Source organism: Haloarcula sp. 1CSR25-25, from assembly GCF_032027985.1.
Classification (GTDB): domain Archaea; phylum Halobacteriota; class Halobacteria; order Halobacteriales; family Haloarculaceae; genus Haloarcula.
The window spans coordinates 254,729-273,159 of sequence record NZ_JAHYBW010000002.1; the positions used below are offsets into that span (position 1 = coordinate 254,729).

Here is an 18,431-nt window from a genome sequence, read left to right on the forward strand (position 1 = left end):
CAGCAGTGCGGTGAGTGAACACGCATGGGCGACACCGTCGGGATGCCAGGTGGCCGGCGTGTCACCGCGTCGCTCGACCGGCCGGCGTCGGACACCATCGTCGTCGCGTGCCCGCCACATCCCCAGTACGGCGGCACCCGGTCCGACAGCCGCCTGAAGGCGGTCAGCGACGCACTTGCCCCCGATATCGGCTGTCTACGCTTCGACTACGGCCCGTGGGACGAGGGCCGCGGCGAGCGGGCCGACGCCGAGAACGCCCTGGCGTGGGCGAGCGAGCGCGCCGACGCCGTCGGCCTGTTTGGCTACAGCTTCGGCGCGGCCGTGGCGCTGTGTGCGGCCGCCGACCGCGACGCTGTGACCGAGCCGGCGGTCCTGTCAGTGCTTGCACCGCCGGCCCGACTGACCGAGCACCTCGACGCCGTCGCTGCACTCGGCGCCGTCGACTGCCCGGTGCAGGTCGTGGTCGGCGAGCGTGACGACACCGTCGACTGGGAGCCGGTCGCCGACCGCGCCGCCGACCTGGGACACGCGGTCGAGCGACTGCCGGCCGACCACCACTTCGTCGGGCAGGCCGACCGTGTCGGTGAGACTGTCGGTCCGTTTCTCCGGGACCATCTGTAACTGGCGGCCGTTCCGAGGGGCGATACCCACGGCTGCCGGGCGGTATCGAAAGACGGAGGCGCTATCAGCCCCAATCTCGGGGCATGAACCGTCCGCTCGCGTTCGCCGTCGTCTCGTTTGTCGCCACGCTGGTGGCACTCCTGGTCCTGATGCAGACTGCGCTGGTCGCGGGCGGGCCGTCGCGGGCGCTCGTTCTCGCCTCGGTGGGAGGTATCGGGACGTACGTCGCCATCAGGTCGGGCGTACTCAGGTCCTGACGGCCGGTCCAAGGTACATTTATACTATATACTGATAAATAATGAACTATGTCGACACATACCTGGAAATCGGTGTCTCACTCGACGCGACACGGCGCGGTATCGCTTCTGGGTGGGTTCGTCGCCGGGTACGTGCTGTTCATCGCCATCGGGTCCAGCCCAAGTGACGCGCTGTTCTCGGCCCTTTCTCTCGCCGCTCTCGTGGCTGCGTGGCGCGTCCTCATCCAGCCGTCACTGTAGCCGCGTTGACACTGCGACGGGGTGGCGAACAGTGCGCGCTCCGAAACCGTTTAGCCTACGCGGGGTTCACCGTCGGTATGCCGACCGAACCCGAGACGGACTACGACCCCGAGCTGGGTCGGAAGTTCATCTTCGTCACCGGTGGTGTGATGTCTGGCCTGGGGAAGGGCATCACTGCCGCCAGCACAGGCAGATTACTCAAAAACGCCGGGTTCGACGTTACAGCGGTCAAGATAGACCCGTATCTGAACGTCGACGCAGGCACGATGAACCCCTTCCAGCACGGCGAGGTGTACGTGCTCAAGGACGGCGGTGAGGTCGACCTCGACCTGGGGAACTACGAGCGGTTCCTCGACATCGACATGACCTTCGACCACAACGTCACCACGGGAAAGACCTACCAGCACGTCATCGAGAAGGAGCGCGCCGGCGACTACCTCGGTCGCACGGTCCAGATTATCCCGCACATCACCGACGACATCAAGCGGCGCATCCGCGAGGCCGCCGAGGGCAACGACGTCTGTATCATCGAGGTCGGCGGCACCGTCGGCGACATCGAGGGGATGCCCTATCTCGAAGCTCTGCGCCAGTTCGCCCACGAGGAGGACGAGGACGATATTCTGTTCACCCACGTCACGCTCGTCCCCTACTCGAAAAACGGCGAGCAAAAGACCAAGCCGACCCAACACTCCGTGAAGGAACTGCGCTCTATCGGGCTCCAGCCCGACATTCTCGTCGGCCGCTGTTCCGACAAGCTCGACATCGACACGAAAGAGAAGATCGCGCTGTTCTGTGACGTGCCGACGGAAGCCGTCTTCTCGAACCCGGACGTCGACGACATCTACCACGTCCCGCTGATGGTCGAGGAGGAAGGCCTCGACGAGTACGTGATGGAGGAACTCGACATCGCCTCGGAGGCCCTGCCCGAGGACGAGCGGGAGAACCGCTGGCGCGACCTCGTCACCCAGAACACCGAGGGCGAGGTCGAGGTGGCCCTCGTCGGCAAGTACGACCTCGAGGACGCCTACATGTCCGTCCACGAGGCGCTGAAACACGCCGGGCTGGAGAAGAACGTCGACGTGAACGTCCGGTGGGTCAACTCCGAGAAGATGGGCGACCACCACGCCGACCGCATGCGCGAGGCCGACGCCATCGTCGTGCCGGGCGGCTTCGGTGCCCGGGGCACGGAGGGCAAGATCGACGCCATCCGGTACGCCCGCGAGAACGACGTCCCGTTCCTCGGGCTGTGTCTCGGCTTCCAGATGGCCGTCGTCGAGTACGCCCGCAACGTGCTGGACCTCGACGACGCCCACTCCGCCGAACTCGACGAGGACACCCCGTACCCCGTCATCGACATCCTCCCCGAACAGTACGAGATAGAGGACATGGGCGGGACGATGCGACTCGGGGCCCACGAGACCGAAATCGACCCGAGCACGCTCGCCGCGACGCTGTACGGCGGCGACTCCTGTACCGAACGGCACCGCCACCGCTACGAGGTCAACCCCGAGTACATCGACGACCTCGAAGCCGCCGGGCTGAAGTTCTCCGGCCGCGCCGGGAACCGTATGGAGATACTCGAACTCGCGCCCGAGGACCACCCCTACTTCATCGGGACGCAGTTCCATCCGGAGTTCCGCTCCCGACCGACCCGCGCCAGCCCGCCCTTCGTCGGCCTGCTCGAAGCCGTGCTCGGCGACGACCCACATACCGTGGCGACCGAGGAGGTGAGCCACTGATGGTGGACGTCGACGAGTTCATCGCCGACGCGAAAGCCGAGATCGCAGACGAGATCGGCGAGAAGAACGCCGTCATCGCACTGTCGGGCGGCGTCGACTCCTCGACGGCCGCCGCCCTGGCCTACGAGGCCATCGGCGACCAGCTCACCCCCGTCTACGTCGACACCGGGTTGATGCGGAAAGGCGAGACCGACCAGATACGGGAGACGTTCAGCTACATGGACTCGCTGCGTATCGTCGACGCACAGGACCGGTTCCTCGACGCGCTCGGCGACGAGACCGACCCCGAGGAGAAGCGCCACATCATCGGCGAGCAGTTCATCCGGGAGTTCGAGACGGTCGCCAGGGACGTCGACGCCGACTACCTCGTCCAGGGGACTATCTACCCCGACCGCATCGAGAGCGAGGGGACCATCAAGTCCCACCACAACGTCGGCGGCCTCCCCGAGGTAGTGGACTTCGAGGGCATCGTCGAGCCGATGCGGGACCTCTACAAGGACGAGGTCCGCGAGGTGGCCCGCGCGCTCGACCTCGAAGAGATAATCTCCGAGCGGATGCCGTTCCCCGGCCCTGGCCTCGCCGTCCGTATCATCGGCGCGGTCACCGAGGAGAAACTGGAGGTCGCTCGTGAGGCCAACCACGTCGTCGAGGAGGAACTGGAGGAGTACGAGCCGTGGCAGGCCCTGGCCGCCGTCATCGGCAAGGCCACCGGCGTCAAGGGCGACAACCGCGTCCACGGCTGGGTCGTCGCCGTCCGCTCCGTCGAGAGCCGTGACGGGATGACCGCCCGCGCACAGGAACTCGACTGGGACACGCTCCAGCGCATCCAGTCGCGCATCACCGGGGCCCACGAGAACGTCGCCCGCGTCGTCTACGACGTGACCCACAAACCGCCGGCGACTATCGAGTACGAATGAACGTGGTTCTCGTCGGCACGGACCCGAACGGATTCACGGACGCGCTAGAGGCCGAGGGCCACACGGTCACAGTCGCCGACATCGGTAACCGACCTGGGCTGGAAGAAGCCGGCATCCACGAGGCCGAGGTGTACCTGCTGACCGAGATGTCCCAGGCGACCTCTATCGCCGTCGCGAAGGACCTCAACCCCGAACTGCGGGTCGTCGTCTACGCGGAGGGGTCGCTGCCGGACTTCGCGAGCCGGCAGGCCGACCTCGTCGTCGATCCGGACCTGCTTGACCCCGATGCGGTCGCCGAGGAACTGTAGGCTCCCACCTTCTCAGGTTTTTCCTCACAGCGTCGCCGCAAGCCGGTCCAGCCGCTTCGTGCCGTTTTTCTGAAACGGGACTCCGTGGCCCGGGACCGCGATGTCGAAGCCCGGTGCGCGCTCGGCGAAGTCACTGATGCTCCGGGCGACAGCGTCGGTATCGTAGCTCAGTAGCCACGGCGAAGGCTCGAAGCGGCCGCCCGCCTCCCGGACGAGGTCGCCCAGCAGTCCCAGCGACAGCGCTTCGCTGACGTAGCAGACGTGACCCGGCGTGTGGCCGGGGGTGTGATAGGCGGTGAAACTGCCGACGGTGTCGCCGTCGGCCAGGGGGACGACGTCGTTGTCCGGCGGGTCCAGAAAGGACGAGAGGAGCCGCTGGAACGCGCCCTTGTGATTTCCCAGCGGCGGCGCCCGCTCGCCGGTGACCAGCGGCGCGTCCCGCTCGCCGACGTAGACGGTCACGTCGACGCCGTCGAAGGCCGGCAGTCCGCCGACGTGGTCGAAATCGAAGTGCGTCAGCAGGATCCGGTCCAGGTCCCGGAGTTCGTAGCCGGCGTCGCGTAGGCCGGCGACGAGTGTGTTCCCGTGCCAGGGCAGCCCCGCGTCCACGAGCGTGAGCGCTCCGTCGTCGTCGACGAGCGTCGCGTTGACGCCCCGGAGGTCGTACCACCAGATATCGTCAGTGAGCGCCGTTACCATAGCCCGGGGTAGGAGCGGCGATTTCTAAACCCTTGGTCACCGCTCCACTTCGGCGAGCCGGCTCCGGTTTCAGTCGAGTGCGACCGGCGCCGCCTGTCGCACGTCGTCCTGGAGGCGGTCGGCGTGTTCTAGCCGGATTTCCCGGGCCGCGCGAGCCGTGACCGGCTCCGGCCTGTCGAAGGTCGGTGCGACCGGCTCGTACGCGTCCACGTCGAACCCCATCCTATCGAGATACGACTGAACACTGTCAGCGGTGACCCCGTCCCGGATGGCGTCGTTCGCGTACTCGAGTACGGCGTCGAACTCGGGGAGCACGATCTCGTCGTCGGTGACGCGACCCGTCTCCCCCTCGATACGCACCTCGGTTTCCCTGAGGTGGTCCATGAGAGACGCCACGGCGTCGGCGAGTCGCAGGACCTGGCTCGGGAGCGCGGCGTCCGGCGACCGCCACTCGACGGTGCCGAACTCGGCCCGGAGCTGGACCGGCGTCCAGACGGCGCTCTCGGGCTCGAAGTTCGCCGCGACGGTTCGGCGGTCGATACCGGCGTCGATAGCCGCGGTCACGAACTCGTCGTAGCGCCGTTCGAGCCGGCGGTCCCATTCGTCGGTGTCTCCGAGATACGACCACAGCCAGCCCTGATGTGGCACCGAGTTGTACGCCATCCAGCGGTACAGCTTCGAGCGCGCGCCGTCGACCAGCCGCCGGCCACGGAAGTACGGCGAGGACGAGACGAGCGCCAGCGCGGGGTCGATAGCGATGAGCGCGTTCAACTGGTCTATCGCCCGCCCCGGCTGCTGTTCGACGTGGATGTGCGTGCCGGCGCAGTGGCGCACGTACTCGAAGTCGTCGCCGACGACGCGGTTCTGAATCCGGGTCCTGTCGCACGGAATCTCCGGTATCTCCTCGGCGTTGACCGGGGTCGAAAGCGGCACGAGGCGTTTCCCGAGGTCGTCGCCCCGTCGCAACACGGCCTCGAGCCGTTCGAGGAGTTCCTCGCGCAGTGCTGTCGCTGTCTCACACGGCGTCGTCTTGACCTCCAGCAGTGGCTCGACGAACTCCCGCTCCGCTCCCGGGGTTGCGTCGACGAGCGCGCCCGGTTCGACCAGCCGGCCCGCGTCGTCGATGACCCAGTACTCCACTTCGATGCTCCGCCGTATCGGTTCGGATTCGTGTACTGACACAGTGGCCTCGCTGTGGATGCGGCGGTGTGTTCCCGTACTGGACTCTAGTGGTAACACACCACACATAACCGTTGACCAGACGGCTTATGATAGTTGTGCGTTCCGTAATATTTGCTGCAATCGAGACAACGTACATGGCAGTTATGGTGCAGAAATGAACGAAAGTAGTAGAAATATCCGTGATTATTTAGACAAACATACAGGAACACGGGTCGGGGGAAACGGCAGTGACCCCGTTCAGAACGGCAGCTGCGAGCGGACGAACTGCACGCCGGTCTTGACCTTCGACGGGTCCCGGATCCGCTCCATCTCCGCGTCGGTGAGTTCGAAATCGAAGACGGCGAGGTTCGCTTCGAGGTGCTCGCGGCTGGACGCCTTCGGAATCGCGGCCACGCCGTCCTGCTGGACCAGCCACCGGAGCGCGACCTGTGCCGGCGATTTCCCGTAGTGGTTACCGACCTGAACGAGCGCGGGGTCGTCGAGGACGCCGCCGCGGGCCAGCGGGCTGTAGGCGGTCAGGAGCACGTCGTGGATACGGCAGTAATCCAGCAGTTTGCGCTGGTCCCAGTAGGGGTGGTACTGCACCTGGTCGGTGAGGATAGGTGCCGCGGAGATGTCCCGCGCCCTGTCAAGCAGCGACGGCGAGAAGTTGCTGACGCCGATGTGGCGGACCAGGCCCTCCTCGACGAGGTCGTTCATCGCCCCGAGCGTCTCCGACAGCGACGCCACCCACGGGGTGTTGGGCCAGTGGATGAGCAGCAGATCCAGGTAGTCCGTTCCCAGTCTGTTCAGGCTCTCCCGCGTCGACCGCCGGACGCTCCGCTCGTCGCGGTTGGATCCGTCGAGCTTCGTCGTCAGAAACACGTCCTCGCGGTCGACGGCGGCGGCCTCCATCCCCAGGCCCACCTGCCGCTCGTTGCCGTAGGCCTGTGCGGTGTCGATGTGGCGGTAGCCCATCTCCAGGGCCCCCTCGACGGTCTCGGTACAAGACGGGCCGGTGAGCTGCCACGTTCCGAGGCCGATTGCGGGGACCGACGTTCCCTGGACCTGAATTTCATCCATGGTGGACGTAGTGGTCCCGCCGGTGAAAAGCCAGTGGCTACGACGTCCCGCCGCCTCGAACCGGACAGCGCTACCGCGTCGTCGTCACTGTTCGAGGATGGTCCCGCCCGAGCCGACCGCGATGTCGGTGCCGCCGCGGAGGACGGATTTCAGGTTCTCGCCGGCGGGGGTCTCCTCCTGGGTCCAGTCGCCACCGTCGAGGGCGTACACCTTGCCGCCGCCACCGACGGTGTAGCCGGCACTGTCGTCGTCGGTGACCTCGATGTCGCGCAGGCCGGCGTCGCCCGTGTCGGTCGGCGTCCACTCGGAGCCGTTCCAGTGGAACACCATGCCGCCACCGCCGGAGACCCACACGTCGTCCGGGCCGTCGGAGTCGACGCCGTAGAAGTTGACGTTCGCGTCAGCGAGGCCGACCTTGTTCCATGTCGAGCCGTCGTCGGTGGCGAAGACACTCTTGTTCCCGTCGACGATGTGGCCCGAGCGGACGCCGTGGAAGTCGACAGCGTTGATGGCCGACCCCGAGCCGGGCGTGGTGTAGTCCCACGTCCCGCTCGCGCCGTTCTCGAAGCTGTAGTACATCTTCCCGGAGTCGCCGGCGACGTAGACGTTCGCCTCGCCGGCGGTGCCGGTCACGGACACGTCGTTGAAGTTGTTGGTGACGTCCATCGGGGCGCTGCGGTCGGTGAGCACGCCCGACTCCACGTCGTATTCGCCGATAGCACCGGACGAGCCGACGAACCACAGGGCCTTGCCGTCGTCGGTCACGTCGGCGCCGTAGAGGCTGTTGCCGTTGCCGGTCGGGCCGCCGCCGATGACCTTCCGCCAGCCCTTGCTTGTCCGCTCGAGGACGATGCCGCCACCCGCGACCGCGTACGCACCGGTGGCCGTGTACTCGACGTCGTGGAGGGTGTTCCCGGTCGGGGACTCGACGGACTCCCAGGGACCGGCCGCCGCAACCGTACCGGAGACGGCCGCACCGCCCAGCGCAGTCGCAACTGTCGCGCCGATACCCGTGAGCACGCCGCGTCGCGTCGCGTTGCGATCGGACATGACACCCGAGTCTGTGGGCTGTCCCCACTTCAATGGGTGACGCAGTTAACGACCTTTCACGGCGGTTTAAACGTTTAGACGGTGGATATCCGGGAGAACAGCCCGCTGGAGTCGAAAAAATCGGCGACCCGGCCCAGACCGGCAAACATCAGATTAAGCCGGCTAAACGGACACAAGACTGATACCGACCCGACTCAGGACAGTTCAGCGACGAGAGACGGGGCTTCCGCCGCGATGATCTCGTCGATGGCGAGACGGGCCGCCGAAGGGTCCGCGGGCAGGCAGAACACCGGCGTCCGCTCGGCGATTCCGGCCGTGGCACGGACGGCGATGACACCGGTCCCCAGTTGTTCGAAGAGGAGGCTCCGGTACACCTCCTCGAACCCCGGCAGGGCCTTCTCGAAGAGGGGGTGGACCGCTTCGAGGGTGTGCTCCGACTGGGCGACACTGAGGCCGCCCGCGGTGACGACCACCTCCACGTCGTCGCGCCCGACCAGCCTGTCGACGGTCCCCTGGATGCCGTCGTAGTCCCCCCGCAGACGTTCGCGGGCCGTGACCGTCTGGCCGGTCGCTTCGAGCGCCGCCTCTACCGCCTCGCCCGTCGGGTCGCCCTCCTCTGTTGCCGTCCCGATCGTGACGACGGCGACGGTCACCCGCCGGTTGCGGGACGCCTCGGCCGAGGTGGCGGTCTGTGCTGGCGGCTCGTCCGCTGCCGGCGGTGTCCCGTCCCCTGGCGTGTCCGCCGGGCGACCGGCCGACTGCGTCTCGGGGCGGGGGTCCTCGTCGTCTCCCTGTGTCGGCCGCTCTGTGTCCTGTGTTTCGACTGCTGACCGGCTGTCCGTGCTTCGGTCCGCCGCTTCGTCGATTCTCGCCGTCACAGAGGTCTCGCTTTCGGCCGCCGACGCTACGGACCCGTCGCTGGCTCCCGCAGTGTCGTCCGCCGCGGTCGTCGCGTCGCTGTCGTCGTCACTCGCGGCCATCTCGTCGTCGCTCGCCTCAGCGTCCGCCGTCTCGTTCGGTTCGGCAGTGGTGGCCTCGGCGTCAGTGTCGGCCGCCGCGGATTCCCCGTCGTCCCCCGTCTCACCCTCCTCCGTCTCGCCCTCGTCCGTCTCGTCGTCTTCCCCGTCAGTCGGACCCCGGCGCGTATCACGGGACTGGAAATCCACCATACGCCCACATCGGTCGCGGTGGATAAATACCCTGACGACCGCTCCCGGGGCCACGGTGCACGGAGTCTCCGGAGAGGGCGGGAGTGAAATACGCTCTCAGACCGCAGTATGTACGACCGGAACCACCACGTCGCCTGCCATGCGCGTGCCTCCGGGGGCTGTACGAAGGCCCGTCAGTCGCGGCGGGTCAGCGGGACTACACGCTTCCCGCAGCGGGCATCGGACGAGCCTGGGTGACATCTCGAACCGGGCCGCCCCAGGCCTGTCGCAGTAGCGGGACCGTTAGCGTTTTGCGCGCGCTTGCCTGACTCCGAGACATGCAGCCACGCTGTTCTGTCGGCATTACCGGGGGCGGTCCCATCGTGACACACCGGTCGAGCGGACGCGACGGGGTGTGTGCCGATGGCTGACGACGAGTCCGGCTACGTCCACCGTCCCGACACACAGTCCGCAGACGCCCCCGTCGCGGACAGTGACGCGGGCACGGAATCCGACGACGGTCCCGAGTTCGGGACGAGCGGCTGGATTCTCGTCGGGATGATCGGCGTGGCGTTCCTGCTCGTCCCCGGCGCAATCTTGCTCTTGCCGGCCGCCCAGGGCGTCATCAGTAGCTTCGGGCTCACGCTCCGGGACGCCTATCTCACGCTCCCGCTCGTTCCGGCGTTCGCGCTCGGTGCCCTCGCCGTGTGGTCCGCGATTCGCTCGCGGTCGGAGTGACCGAGAATAGTTATATCTGGAACCCAATTGGTACGCTACTGAATGGTCCTGTCGCCGCTTGCTGTCGTCTTACTGTCAGGCGTTGTCGGGATGGGCGTCGCCTTTCTGGTGTGGCTCCACCGGGACCGGCCGGGCGCAGGACCGCTGGCGGTGTTCGTCGTTGCGGCGAGTCTCTGGGCCGTCACGTATGGCATCCAGCTCGCAGTGCCGGGACTGTCCACTATGGAGCGACTCCTCCAGTTCCAGGTGACGCTCTCGGTTATCATCCCCGTCGCGTGGCTCGTGACCGTCATCGAGTACACGGGGCATCCACGCTGGCTCACCCGGCGCCGGACAGCGCTGTTGCTCGTCGAACCGGCGGTGTTTGTCACGCTCGTGTGGTCGAACCGTGCCCACGGACTCATCTGGTCCGGGAGTAGCACGCGGCACGTCTCGGCGTCGTCGGTGACGCTCGTGCCGACGTATGAACTCGTGTACTGGGGCCACCTTTCCTACATACTGCTGTTGATTCTGGCCGGCGGCGTCCTCCTGTTGCGGATGCTGTTCCGGTCGAACCAGGTGTTCCGGGGGCAGGGGCTCGCACTGCTGTTCGCCATCGCCGTCCCGACGGTCGTCCAGACGCTGTTCGTGCTGGGCGTGATTCCGACCGCCTTCGACCCGACGAGCCTCGGGTACGTCGCGTCGGGGGTCGTCCTCTCGGTCGCCATCCTCCGCGGGCAGTTGCTCGACGTGGCACCGGTGACCCGAGAACTGGGTCGGGAGGCCATCTTCACCGAGCTGGACGACAAGGTCATCATCATCGACGACGAGCGCCGCATCGTCGACGTCAACGAGGCCGCCGCGGCGCTGTTCGACGGTGACGAGGACGCGTTGCTGGGCCGGTCACTGCCCCAGGCGCTGCCGGCACTCGCCGAGACGGTTCCCGGCCCCGGCGAGCGAACCCAGACCGAGACGGCACTCGAACACGACGGCGGCGTCCGGTACTACGACGTGCGCGTGATACCGCTGTACCGCGCGTACGGCGTCGTCTCAGGCCACCTCATCAGCCTCCGGGACGTCACGGACCGCCGACAGCGCGAGCAGCGACTGGACGTGCTCAACCGCCTGCTCCGTCACGACATCAGAAACGAGATGAACGTCGTCAAGGGGAACGCGGACCTGCTCCGGGACACGGCCGATGCCGACGAACGCGAGCGGCTCGGCCGTATCATCAGCACGGTCGACGACATCGTCGACCGGAGCAACAAGATCGGACGGGTCACAGAGGCCTTAGAGACCGAACAGCACAGGCCGACACCGCTTCACGAACTGCTTGAATCGGTCGTCCGCGATGCCCGGGAGCGCAACCCCGACGCGGCGATTACGCTCACCTGCGAGCCGGCAATCTGGATACAGGGCGGCCCGTCGGTCCGCATCGCGCTCGCGGAACTGGTCGAGAACGCGGTCGAGCATCGGCCGACCGCCGGTGACCCTGTCGAGGTCGAGGTCACTGCGACACGGACCGACGAAACGCCGGGCGTCCGCGTGGCCGTTCACGACAACGGCCCCGGTATCGCCGACCACGAACGCGAGGTCATCCGCTCGGGAACCGAAACCCCGCTCAAACACGGCTCCGGCGTCGGCCTCTGGCTCGTCAACTGGATCGTCCGGAACCTCGGCGGCCGGATGTCGTTTCCCGACCCGGACAGGCCGGGAACGACCGTGGAGCTGCAACTGCCGGCGGCCGACCCCACCCACGTCGGGGACGAGCCAGCGGCGGCCCGCAACGACAATGCCGATTGAACGCGGCCGCTACCACCCGATTTCGGCCTTGTCGCGCCAGAACCGCCCGCTCGGCCCATCGGGCCGGAAGCGAGCGAGCCATATCGGGGTCTCGGCCCCTTTCTCGGGCGTCCGCGGGGCGCTCCCGTCGGTCATGTCCGTCTGGACGTAGCCGGGACAGGCCGAGTTGGCGACGAGGCCCTCGGCCGCGTACTCGCCGTCGAGGTACCTCGTCAGCCCGTTGACGCCTGTCTTCGAGATGCGGTAGGCCGGCGTCCCGCCCGACTGGCGCTCGGTGATCGCTCCCAGTCCCGAGGACATGGTGACGACGCGGCCGCCCCCATCGCCCAGCAACAGCGGGAGGGCGTACTTCGTCATGAGGACCGCCCCCCGGAGGTTCGTGTCGAGTGTGTGGTCGATAACGTCGGTCGGCATCTCGTCGAGCGGCTCCCGCGAGTCCATCACGCCGGCGTTGTTGACCAGCACGTCGAGCCGCCCCTGCTCGCGCTCGATGCGGTCGACCGCGGCGACCATCTCCGCGTCGTCGGTCACGTCGAGTTCGACTGCATGACGGTCTGTGGCGTCGATGTCGTCGGTATCGCGAGCGCCGGCGTACACCGTCGCGTCGAGGTCGACCAGCCCGTCGGCGATTGCCTTCCCGATGCCGCGCGTGGCTCCGGTGACGAGCACGACCTGTCCGTCGAGAGAGTCGTACAGTGGGACGTCCATACGCGGGGTTAGGCGGCGGGGCCGAAAAGAAGGGGGGTCGGGGTGTCGGTACTGCGGTGCCTGAAACCCACGCTGACAGCCGCCGACGTTACCGCTCCTCGTCCCGGCGCATCGCGATCTCGAACCAGGGACAGAGGCGGAGCTGGCGGTAGTACTCGGGGTGTTCGCGCAGTCGCTCGTAGGGGACCCACATGAGGCCGTCGACCTCCTCGGGGTTGGGTTCCAGCGAAGTGTCGTGGAGTGTGGCCTGCAGGACCGCACACACTTCCCACTCGAGGCCGGCGTTCTCGTAGTAGCGCTTGTACTCGAACCGGTCGGTCACGCGGAGGTTCCGGTACTGCGAGGGGTCGACGCCCAGTTCCTCTTCGAGTCGCTCCTCGGTGGCTTCGACCTGTGTCTGGCCCTGGACGGGGTGAGAGGCGACGGTGCCGTCCCAGTGTGTATCCCAGAGGCGTTTGTTCGATGCGCGCTGTGCGAGCAGGATTCGGCCGTTCTCGTCGAACAGCAAGGCGGTGAACGCGCGGTGGCGGACTCCCTCGCCGGTGTGGGCGTCGAGCCGATTGACCAGGCCCTCCTCGTTGTCGTCGGCATCCACCCTGATGACCTCCTGTCTGGCGTTCTCGTGCGTCTCGTCGACCGCGTCGGAACTCATATGTCGTACGTCTCACAGAGGCGCGTATTACGCGCTTCGACTTCCCGTCACCGCGCGGGGTGGTCCGAAACGAACTGCTTGAGGATCTGCTCCTCTGCGCGGTGGAGGGTTTCACTGCAGGTCGATTTCGCGATACCGACGCGGTCCGCCAGTTCCGTGAGCGAGCACTCCCGCGGCGTGTCGTAGTAGCCCGCGTCGATAGCTTCTTCGACCAGTTCGAACTGGCTCTCGGTCAGTACCTGCTCGGTTTCGAGGTGTTGCCGGACGCGGTCGACGCTGAAGGAGATGCCGAACTCCTCCAGTTGCTCGCCGAGCTCGGAGAGTCGCTCCTGTGGCGCTGATATCTCCCAGACCGCCTCGCCGCCGGATAGCGTGAACGGCATCTCGAGCGGGACGCCCGAGCCCTGGACCGGAAAGAGCAGGAGCGGCATCGACGTCTCGAACTGGACCAGCGCGCGGTCGTCGCGGTGGGAAAGTATCTCCAGCGTGGTGACCGACTCCCGGGTCTCGATGTCACGGAGCACCGCCGGGAGGTGCTCCGACGTGACCTCCGCAAGCCCGACGCCGGAGTCCTCGCCGGGCAGTGCAGACAGGATGCGAAACGTCGCGTCGTCGTACGTCCGCGAAACGTCGCCGATCCAGATCTCCTCCGGAATCGTGAGCGTGAGTTCAGCGTGTGGCATTGGTGTATCCGAATATATTCGCCCGACCCCCGCGACCATATTCCCGAACATGTTCGGCTACAAGGGCTGGAACAAAGAAGCTTGGGGAGTAGTGACACACGCTGTCACCGCGAGACGGGTTCGTGCAAAACCAGATAGCCGAACATCTCCGGGTATGGCGAACGCTTATTCCGCCGGCCACGCGCCGTCCGATATGGAGCGCGTTTCACTGACCCGGACGGTCCCGGCTGACCCGGAGACAGTCCGGGCCCTGATAACGGACGTGGCGCCGTTCATGCGTGCGGCGGGATTCGACGAGGTGACGGTCGAGGGGAACGACCTCGGCATCACGAACCGCGTCGGACTGTTCGAGATCGAACTCGACCTCGAAATCGTCGAGACCGACGCAGTGCTGCGATACGAGCAGCGCCAGGGCATCTTCGAGTCGATGATGACGGAATACTCCGTCGAGGCCGTCGACGGCGGGACCGACGTGACAGCGACGACGGAGTACAGCGCACTCGACCTCCCTGTCCTCGGCGAGATGCTCGATTCGACCGTCATCTCGCGACAGCGAACCAAGGAACTGAACAACCAGTTCGACTGGCTCGTCGACCAGGTGACCTAGCGCTGCGTGTGACGAGGCTCGAACGGCCAGTTCTCCCCTGTCGAGTTATGTATGGCACGAACATGTTCGGGAGAGAACCGAGGGACACGCGCGACGAACCGGCATACATGAGCCAGTCCCACGAGGACCTGCCGCCGGTAACGACCGAGGTTCACGACAACTCCTGGTCGGCGAACCTGGAGACGCCCGCCCACGCAGCGGACCCCGACGCGGTCGTCGAACAGGCCATCGACGCCGTCGAGATGACGACAGTGGGGAACCACGTCAATCTGGTGAGCCACGCCGACCACGGCCACCCCGAGACGTACCTGTTCGACGCGCTGGCGGACGCCTTCGGCGAGACGATCTCGACGGAGTACGTCCAGCAGTGTGGCTGTGGGGGCCACGTCACCCGCGTCCACCGGGAGGCATAGATGCGCGGGGAACTCGACCTCGACCGGCAGCCGCTGGTGCTGATCTGGGAGGTGACCCAGGCCTGCGAACTGGCGTGCAAACACTGCCGGGCCGACGCCCAGCCCCGCCGTCATCCCAACGAACTCTCGACAGCGGCGGGGAAGGCGCTGCTGGACCAGGCCCGCGAGTTCGGCGACGGCCAGCTGGTCGTCCTCTCGGGCGGGGACCCGCTCGCCCGCGAGGACCTCCCCGAACTCATCGACTACGGGACCGGGCAGGGCCTCCGGATGACGCTGACGCCCAGCGGGACGAACTCGCTCACGCGGGACCGGCTGGCCGAACTCGACGACGCCGGACTCCGCCGACTGGCGCTCTCCGTCGACGGCGGCGACAGCGACGCCCACGACAGCTTCCGGGGTGAGTCCGGGAGCTTCGAGGCGACGATGCGGGCGGCGAAGGCGGCCCGTGACCTCGATATCCCGCTGCAGATCAACACCACCGTCTGCGCGGAGACGGTCGAGCAACTGCCGGCGATACGGGACCTCGTCGCGGACCTCGATGCGGTGCTGTGGTCGGTGTTCTTCCTCGTCCCGGTCGGCCGCGGGCGGGTACTGACGCCGATCACCCCCGAGCGAGCCGAGCGCGTGCTGGAGTGGCTCCACGAGGTCAGCGACGAGGCGTCGTTCGGTCTCAAGACGACCGAGGCGCCCCACTACCGCCGTGTCGCGATACAGAGCCAGCAGGACGGTGCCGGCGGGCTCAAACGCCGAACCGGTATCCGTGCCGGCAAGGGGTTCGCCTTCGTGAGCCACACCGGCGAGGTGTACCCCTCCGGATTCCTGCCGAAGTCGGCGGGCAGCGTTCGGGAGGAGAGCGTCGTGGACATCTACCGGGAGTCGTCGCTGTTCCAGCGACTCAGGGACGACGACGCGCTGACGGGCAAATGCGGGGCCTGCCGATACCGAACGGTCTGCGGTGGCAGTCGGTCGCGGGCGTACGCGACGACGGGGGACCCGCTGGCGGCGGACCCCCTCTGTGACTACCAGCCTGACGGGTTCGAAGGGTCCGTTCCCGACCAGCACCCGGCAGATTGAGGGCGTTTTTCACTCCGTGGGAACGCCCCTCACCCGTTTTGTAAGGTGGTGTCAGAGTATCTCGTATGAGCGACTCCGGCATCAGAGTTGAGCTGTCGGTCGACACCCCCGGGGCCTGTCCGGCGGCGAGCGTCTCGGACGAGGCGGGCGCGGCTGTGACCGACATCGCCCGAAGCAGCCCTGATTCGGACGGCCAGGTCATCGAAGAGTTCACCGCAACGGGCACCGACGAGGACGCAATCGAGGCGCGGGGCGATATGGACAAAGTGTTCGCCACTGGCAACGGAGGCCGGTATCAGTTCACGCGGTCGCGGACCGACTGCGTCTGTGAGACCGTCGAGACGTTCAACTGCCCGGTCGCGGACATGCGTGCCGAGGGCGGGCAGCTCCACCTGACGTTTCACGCCCCCGACGTCGACCGGGTGCGGGCCATCGTGACGCGCCTGAAGGAACTGTACGACGGCGTCTCGCTCCGGTCGATGCGGCGCAACGGCGACGTCGACCCGGTGGACTCGATACTGGTCGACCGGAGTAAACTCACCGACCGGCAACAGGAAGTGCTCGAAACGGCCGTCGAAATGGGGTATTTCAAGTACCCGAAAGGGGCCAATGCCGGCGACGTGGCGGCGGCGCTGGACATCTCCGTCTCGACGTTCGCGGAACACCTCGCCGCCGCACAGACGAAGCTGCTCGAAAGCATCGTCGCGGAGTAGGCCCGCGACCTACTGATTCCACCGGCGGGCAAACGCCGCTACCAGGACATACGTATAGAGGAGCGCACCGAGAACGCCAGCCGCCGTGCCGACAGATAGTACCCAGCCGAACTGTCCGACCAGGCCGACTATCTGGCTGCCGAGTCCGCCGCCGAGTAGTCCAATCGAGAGTAGCGCCGCCCGGTCATCCCCAGCGGGCCAGACGCCGACCGCCGGCGGGTAGAACTGGAACGCCGCACCGACAACGGTGAGCCCGAGAAAGCCCGCCAGCATCGCCCGATAGTGTGCGCTGACCAGCGCCGGACTCCGCCCGGTAACGGCGATGGCCAGTCCGAGCCCGATGCCGACGATACCAGCGACGACTGCCAAAAGCACCGCGTAGAAGCCGACTCGCCGGCGTTCCGAACGCAAAAACAAACACAGGTACGACAGCGCAAAGCCCACGACCGCGATCGCTTCGACGACGCCGCCGACGAGGAGGAGTCCGCGGTCGAACAGCCCGAAGCCCAGCAGCGCGGGACCGACAGCGCCGGTGGCGACGACGACCGTGACGACCGGTCGCGGCGCTTCAGCGACCAGGAACCGGGGGAACAGCCTGAAGCCGACGCCGAAGACGAACAAGGCGGCCGTCCCCGCGGCGAGCAGGTGCGACAGCTGCTGGGGGCGAACCGACACGATACCGACGGTCGTGGCGAGCGCGCCGCCTGCGGCGAGTGCGAGGTACCCGAGCGCGATCGGGACCGCGACGTTGGCGGTTCGGTCGACCGGCGCCCTGTGTGCGTTCGCGCCCCCGGTTCCCGTCGCCGCACCGGTGACGTTGCCGCGAATCGTCCACCCCAGCGTGCCGAGAAACACCCCGACGCCACCGGCCCAGAGCGTGGTTCCGACGGGCCGGAGCCACGGCGGACCGAGCGGTGCGAGCGCCAGCGCCGCCGTCCCAGCGGCGGACAGCGGGAACTGCACGGCCGGCCCCGGCTTCCACGCGAGGGTCCGCTCGAAGTACGACGGCACGAGCGCGTAGGCCTTCCCGAACAGGACGTGCAGGACGAACCCGTAGAGGCCGAGCGTGACGACGACGCGGCGGGGGGCGGCGACCGCCAGTGCGACGTGGAAGGCGACGAAAAACAGCGCGCTAGCGGTGACGAACCACCGCGAGGCACGCTCGGGCCGCATCTCACTCCGGCCGGATTGTGACGTGCCATTCCTCGTCGGCCACCTGGTCCGCGTCGTACTCGTACCCGTTTTCGGTGAGGACGCCGTACAGCGGCACCGGTTCGAAGCTGTTTACCAGCCGTAGCGCCTCGCTCTCGCCGATATCGTCCAGGGCGTCCATGATGTGCCCGAACGGTTCGCCGTCGACGTCTCGGACGTCGAGTTCTTGGATACTGTCTTGCTGATCCGTGCGCATACGTCCGATGACGGCCCCCGCCAGTCAGGCGCTTGTCCCGAACGTGTTCGTCTGACAGCGCGGCTCAGTCCGGACCGACCCCAAACCACGCCGCCACTGCCATCCGCGGGTCACCGGAGCGTCGTATAGCTCAATCCGGCAATGGCGACGAACTGCAGCGAGCGCAGGACCAGCACGGCCTGCTGGACGTGCGGGTCACCGGCGTAGAAGCTCTGCATCGTGAAAAAGAAGTAGACGGCGATGGCGTTCTCGGCGAGCATCGCGACGGCGAAGGCGATGAGCCCGGCGACCAGGCCCGTTCGGAACGTCGCGTAGTTGCGGACCCAGACCCCAAGCAGCGGGAGCAGCAACAGGACGTTGAGTCCGCCGAGGACGGCCGCAGCGGTGATGAGCGGTCCCATCGCCATCAGCGCCGCCCCTCCCGACGGTC

At 67.0% G+C, this 18,431-nt stretch carries 23 protein-coding genes; 12 read left to right on the forward strand and 11 right to left on the reverse strand.

What is annotated here, in order from left to right; translation table 11 throughout:
* Positions 1–24 precede the first annotated feature (24 nt).
* The 6 genes from KZ498_RS06340 (at position 25) to KZ498_RS06365 (ending at position 4,082) form a co-directional block, all read left to right on the forward strand.
* Positions 25–621: an alpha/beta hydrolase gene (locus tag KZ498_RS06340; RefSeq protein WP_312617747.1), complete on the forward strand. Its 597-nt coding sequence runs from the start codon at positions 25–27 to the stop codon at positions 619–621.
* 83 nt (positions 622–704) lie between these two features.
* Entirely contained in the window at positions 705–878 is a 174-nt protein-coding gene (locus tag KZ498_RS06345; RefSeq protein WP_312617748.1) for a hypothetical protein, read from the forward strand.
* Positions 879–926: 48 nt separating this feature from the next.
* Positions 927–1,118 (forward strand): hypothetical protein, encoded by a 192-nt coding sequence (locus KZ498_RS06350; protein ID WP_312617750.1) that lies wholly within the window; start codon positions 927–929, stop codon positions 1,116–1,118.
* A gap of 77 nt (positions 1,119–1,195) precedes the next feature.
* Positions 1,196–2,857 carry a CTP synthase gene (locus KZ498_RS06355; RefSeq protein WP_312617751.1) on the forward strand — a complete coding sequence of 554 codons (1,662 nt, stop codon included), beginning with the start codon at positions 1,196–1,198 and terminating at the stop codon, positions 2,855–2,857.
* Positions 2,857–3,774 carry a glutamine-hydrolyzing GMP synthase gene (guaA, locus tag KZ498_RS06360; RefSeq protein ID WP_312617752.1) on the forward strand — a complete coding sequence of 306 codons (918 nt, stop codon included), beginning with the start codon at positions 2,857–2,859 and terminating at the stop codon, positions 3,772–3,774. The genes KZ498_RS06355 and guaA overlap by 1 nt, the downstream gene beginning before the upstream one ends.
* Positions 3,771–4,082 carry an NAD-binding protein gene (locus tag KZ498_RS06365; protein WP_312617754.1) on the forward strand — a complete coding sequence of 104 codons (312 nt, stop codon included), beginning with the start codon at positions 3,771–3,773 and terminating at the stop codon, positions 4,080–4,082. Before guaA ends, KZ498_RS06365 begins: the two co-directional genes overlap by 4 nt.
* A gap of 24 nt (positions 4,083–4,106) precedes the next feature.
* Here the strand turns inward: KZ498_RS06365 and KZ498_RS06370 are convergent, their stop codons facing one another.
* From KZ498_RS06370 to KZ498_RS06390, 5 genes are all read right to left on the reverse strand, one after another.
* Positions 4,107–4,781, reverse strand: a complete 675-nt coding sequence (locus tag KZ498_RS06370) for an MBL fold metallo-hydrolase (RefSeq protein WP_312617756.1) — start codon at positions 4,779–4,781, stop codon at positions 4,107–4,109.
* Between the two features lie 69 nt (positions 4,782–4,850).
* On the reverse strand, positions 4,851–5,921 hold the full coding sequence (locus KZ498_RS06375) for a glutamate-cysteine ligase family protein (RefSeq protein ID WP_396276113.1): 1,071 nt from the start codon (positions 5,919–5,921) through the stop codon (positions 4,851–4,853).
* Between the two features lie 279 nt (positions 5,922–6,200).
* Entirely contained in the window at positions 6,201–7,025 is an 825-nt protein-coding gene (locus tag KZ498_RS06380; RefSeq protein ID WP_312617760.1) for an aldo/keto reductase, read from the reverse strand.
* Positions 7,026–7,109: 84 nt separating this feature from the next.
* Positions 7,110–8,075 carry a hypothetical protein gene (locus KZ498_RS06385; RefSeq protein WP_312617762.1) on the reverse strand — a complete coding sequence of 322 codons (966 nt, stop codon included), beginning with the start codon at positions 8,073–8,075 and terminating at the stop codon, positions 7,110–7,112.
* A 194-nt stretch (positions 8,076–8,269) separates the two neighbouring features.
* Positions 8,270–9,244, reverse strand: coding sequence for a MogA/MoaB family molybdenum cofactor biosynthesis protein (locus KZ498_RS06390; protein WP_312617764.1), 975 nt, complete (start codon positions 9,242–9,244; stop codon positions 8,270–8,272).
* Positions 9,245–9,646: 402 nt separating this feature from the next.
* On the opposite strand from KZ498_RS06390, the gene KZ498_RS06395 reads away from it, so the two are divergent.
* Together KZ498_RS06395 and KZ498_RS06400 are read left to right on the forward strand one after the other, a co-directional pair.
* Complete coding sequence (locus KZ498_RS06395) at positions 9,647–9,961, forward strand: hypothetical protein (RefSeq protein WP_312617766.1); 315 nt, start codon at positions 9,647–9,649, stop codon at positions 9,959–9,961.
* 42 nt (positions 9,962–10,003) lie between these two features.
* Positions 10,004–11,743 carry a histidine kinase N-terminal 7TM domain-containing protein gene (locus tag KZ498_RS06400; protein ID WP_312617768.1) on the forward strand — a complete coding sequence of 580 codons (1,740 nt, stop codon included), beginning with the start codon at positions 10,004–10,006 and terminating at the stop codon, positions 11,741–11,743.
* A gap of 9 nt (positions 11,744–11,752) precedes the next feature.
* On the opposite strand, the gene KZ498_RS06405 is transcribed toward KZ498_RS06400, so the two are convergent.
* From KZ498_RS06405 to KZ498_RS06415, 3 genes are all read right to left on the reverse strand, one after another.
* The gene (locus tag KZ498_RS06405) at positions 11,753–12,451 is read right to left on the reverse strand and encodes an SDR family NAD(P)-dependent oxidoreductase (protein WP_312617770.1); all 699 of its coding nucleotides are present in this window, start codon (positions 12,449–12,451) and stop codon (positions 11,753–11,755) included.
* An 88-nt stretch (positions 12,452–12,539) separates the two neighbouring features.
* A complete protein-coding gene (locus KZ498_RS06410; protein ID WP_312617772.1) occupies positions 12,540–13,103 on the reverse strand; it encodes an NUDIX domain-containing protein in 564 nt (187 codons plus the stop codon).
* Between the two features lie 47 nt (positions 13,104–13,150).
* Positions 13,151–13,786, reverse strand: coding sequence for a helix-turn-helix domain-containing protein (locus KZ498_RS06415; protein WP_312617773.1), 636 nt, complete (start codon positions 13,784–13,786; stop codon positions 13,151–13,153).
* A gap of 193 nt (positions 13,787–13,979) precedes the next feature.
* Between KZ498_RS06415 and KZ498_RS06420 the strand changes: the two genes are divergently transcribed.
* The 4 genes from KZ498_RS06420 (at position 13,980) to KZ498_RS06435 (ending at position 16,593) form a co-directional block, all read left to right on the forward strand.
* A complete protein-coding gene (locus KZ498_RS06420) occupies positions 13,980–14,393 on the forward strand; it encodes an SRPBCC family protein (RefSeq protein ID WP_312617775.1) in 414 nt (137 codons plus the stop codon).
* A 107-nt stretch (positions 14,394–14,500) separates the two neighbouring features.
* Complete coding sequence (locus KZ498_RS06425) at positions 14,501–14,806, forward strand: CGCGG family rSAM-modified RiPP protein (protein WP_312618507.1); 306 nt, start codon at positions 14,501–14,503, stop codon at positions 14,804–14,806.
* Positions 14,807–15,880, forward strand: coding sequence for a radical SAM/SPASM domain-containing protein (locus KZ498_RS06430; protein ID WP_312617776.1), 1,074 nt, complete (start codon positions 14,807–14,809; stop codon positions 15,878–15,880).
* A gap of 65 nt (positions 15,881–15,945) precedes the next feature.
* Positions 15,946–16,593, forward strand: a complete 648-nt coding sequence (locus KZ498_RS06435) for a helix-turn-helix domain-containing protein (protein ID WP_312617777.1) — start codon at positions 15,946–15,948, stop codon at positions 16,591–16,593.
* 9 nt (positions 16,594–16,602) lie between these two features.
* Here KZ498_RS06435 and KZ498_RS06440 read toward each other — a convergent pair whose 3' ends face one another.
* The 3 genes from KZ498_RS06440 to KZ498_RS06450 all read right to left on the reverse strand — a co-directional run bounded on the left by KZ498_RS06440 (position 16,603) and on the right by KZ498_RS06450 (position 18,408).
* A complete protein-coding gene (locus KZ498_RS06440; protein ID WP_312617779.1) occupies positions 16,603–17,766 on the reverse strand; it encodes a hypothetical protein in 1,164 nt (387 codons plus the stop codon).
* A 1-nt stretch (position 17,767) separates the two neighbouring features.
* Positions 17,768–18,001 carry a DUF2249 domain-containing protein gene (locus KZ498_RS06445; protein WP_312617780.1) on the reverse strand — a complete coding sequence of 78 codons (234 nt, stop codon included), beginning with the start codon at positions 17,999–18,001 and terminating at the stop codon, positions 17,768–17,770.
* 110 nt (positions 18,002–18,111) lie between these two features.
* Entirely contained in the window at positions 18,112–18,408 is a 297-nt protein-coding gene (locus KZ498_RS06450; RefSeq protein WP_312617781.1) for a hypothetical protein, read from the reverse strand.
* Between the last annotated feature and the right edge of the window lie 23 nt (positions 18,409–18,431).

What these genes read in the sequence shown, in the direction of transcription:
- KZ498_RS06365 (WP_312617754.1), top strand. Translation starts at nt 3,771, where the DNA reads ATGAACGTGGTTCTCGTCGGCACGGACCCGAACGGATTCACGGACGCG.
- KZ498_RS06345 (WP_312617748.1), top strand. Translation starts at nt 705, where the DNA reads ATGAACCGTCCGCTCGCGTTCGCCGTCGTCTCGTTTGTCGCCACGCTG.
- KZ498_RS06450 (WP_312617781.1), bottom strand. Translation starts at nt 18,408, where the DNA reads ATGGCGATGGGACCGCTCATCACCGCTGCGGCCGTCCTCGGCGGACTC.
- KZ498_RS06425 (WP_312618507.1), top strand. Translation starts at nt 14,501, where the DNA reads ATGAGCCAGTCCCACGAGGACCTGCCGCCGGTAACGACCGAGGTTCAC.
- KZ498_RS06420 (WP_312617775.1), top strand. Translation starts at nt 13,980, where the DNA reads ATGGAGCGCGTTTCACTGACCCGGACGGTCCCGGCTGACCCGGAGACA.
- KZ498_RS06415 (WP_312617773.1), bottom strand. Translation starts at nt 13,786, where the DNA reads ATGCCACACGCTGAACTCACGCTCACGATTCCGGAGGAGATCTGGATC.
- KZ498_RS06380 (WP_312617760.1), bottom strand. Translation starts at nt 7,025, where the DNA reads ATGGATGAAATTCAGGTCCAGGGAACGTCGGTCCCCGCAATCGGCCTC.
- KZ498_RS06395 (WP_312617766.1), top strand. Translation starts at nt 9,647, where the DNA reads ATGGCTGACGACGAGTCCGGCTACGTCCACCGTCCCGACACACAGTCC.
- KZ498_RS06385 (WP_312617762.1), bottom strand. Translation starts at nt 8,075, where the DNA reads ATGTCCGATCGCAACGCGACGCGACGCGGCGTGCTCACGGGTATCGGC.
- KZ498_RS06390 (WP_312617764.1), bottom strand. Translation starts at nt 9,244, where the DNA reads ATGGTGGATTTCCAGTCCCGTGATACGCGCCGGGGTCCGACTGACGGG.
- KZ498_RS06370 (WP_312617756.1), bottom strand. Translation starts at nt 4,781, where the DNA reads ATGGTAACGGCGCTCACTGACGATATCTGGTGGTACGACCTCCGGGGC.
- KZ498_RS06440 (WP_312617779.1), bottom strand. Translation starts at nt 17,766, where the DNA reads ATGCGGCCCGAGCGTGCCTCGCGGTGGTTCGTCACCGCTAGCGCGCTG.
- KZ498_RS06445 (WP_312617780.1), bottom strand. Translation starts at nt 18,001, where the DNA reads ATGCGCACGGATCAGCAAGACAGTATCCAAGAACTCGACGTCCGAGAC.
- guaA (WP_312617752.1), top strand. Translation starts at nt 2,857, where the DNA reads ATGGTGGACGTCGACGAGTTCATCGCCGACGCGAAAGCCGAGATCGCA.
- KZ498_RS06435 (WP_312617777.1), top strand. Translation starts at nt 15,946, where the DNA reads ATGAGCGACTCCGGCATCAGAGTTGAGCTGTCGGTCGACACCCCCGGG.
- KZ498_RS06405 (WP_312617770.1), bottom strand. Translation starts at nt 12,451, where the DNA reads ATGGACGTCCCACTGTACGACTCTCTCGACGGACAGGTCGTGCTCGTC.
- KZ498_RS06410 (WP_312617772.1), bottom strand. Translation starts at nt 13,103, where the DNA reads ATGAGTTCCGACGCGGTCGACGAGACGCACGAGAACGCCAGACAGGAG.
- KZ498_RS06400 (WP_312617768.1), top strand. Translation starts at nt 10,004, where the DNA reads ATGGTCCTGTCGCCGCTTGCTGTCGTCTTACTGTCAGGCGTTGTCGGG.
- KZ498_RS06340 (WP_312617747.1), top strand. Translation starts at nt 25, where the DNA reads ATGGGCGACACCGTCGGGATGCCAGGTGGCCGGCGTGTCACCGCGTCG.
- KZ498_RS06430 (WP_312617776.1), top strand. Translation starts at nt 14,807, where the DNA reads ATGCGCGGGGAACTCGACCTCGACCGGCAGCCGCTGGTGCTGATCTGG.
- KZ498_RS06355 (WP_312617751.1), top strand. Translation starts at nt 1,196, where the DNA reads ATGCCGACCGAACCCGAGACGGACTACGACCCCGAGCTGGGTCGGAAG.
- KZ498_RS06350 (WP_312617750.1), top strand. Translation starts at nt 927, where the DNA reads ATGTCGACACATACCTGGAAATCGGTGTCTCACTCGACGCGACACGGC.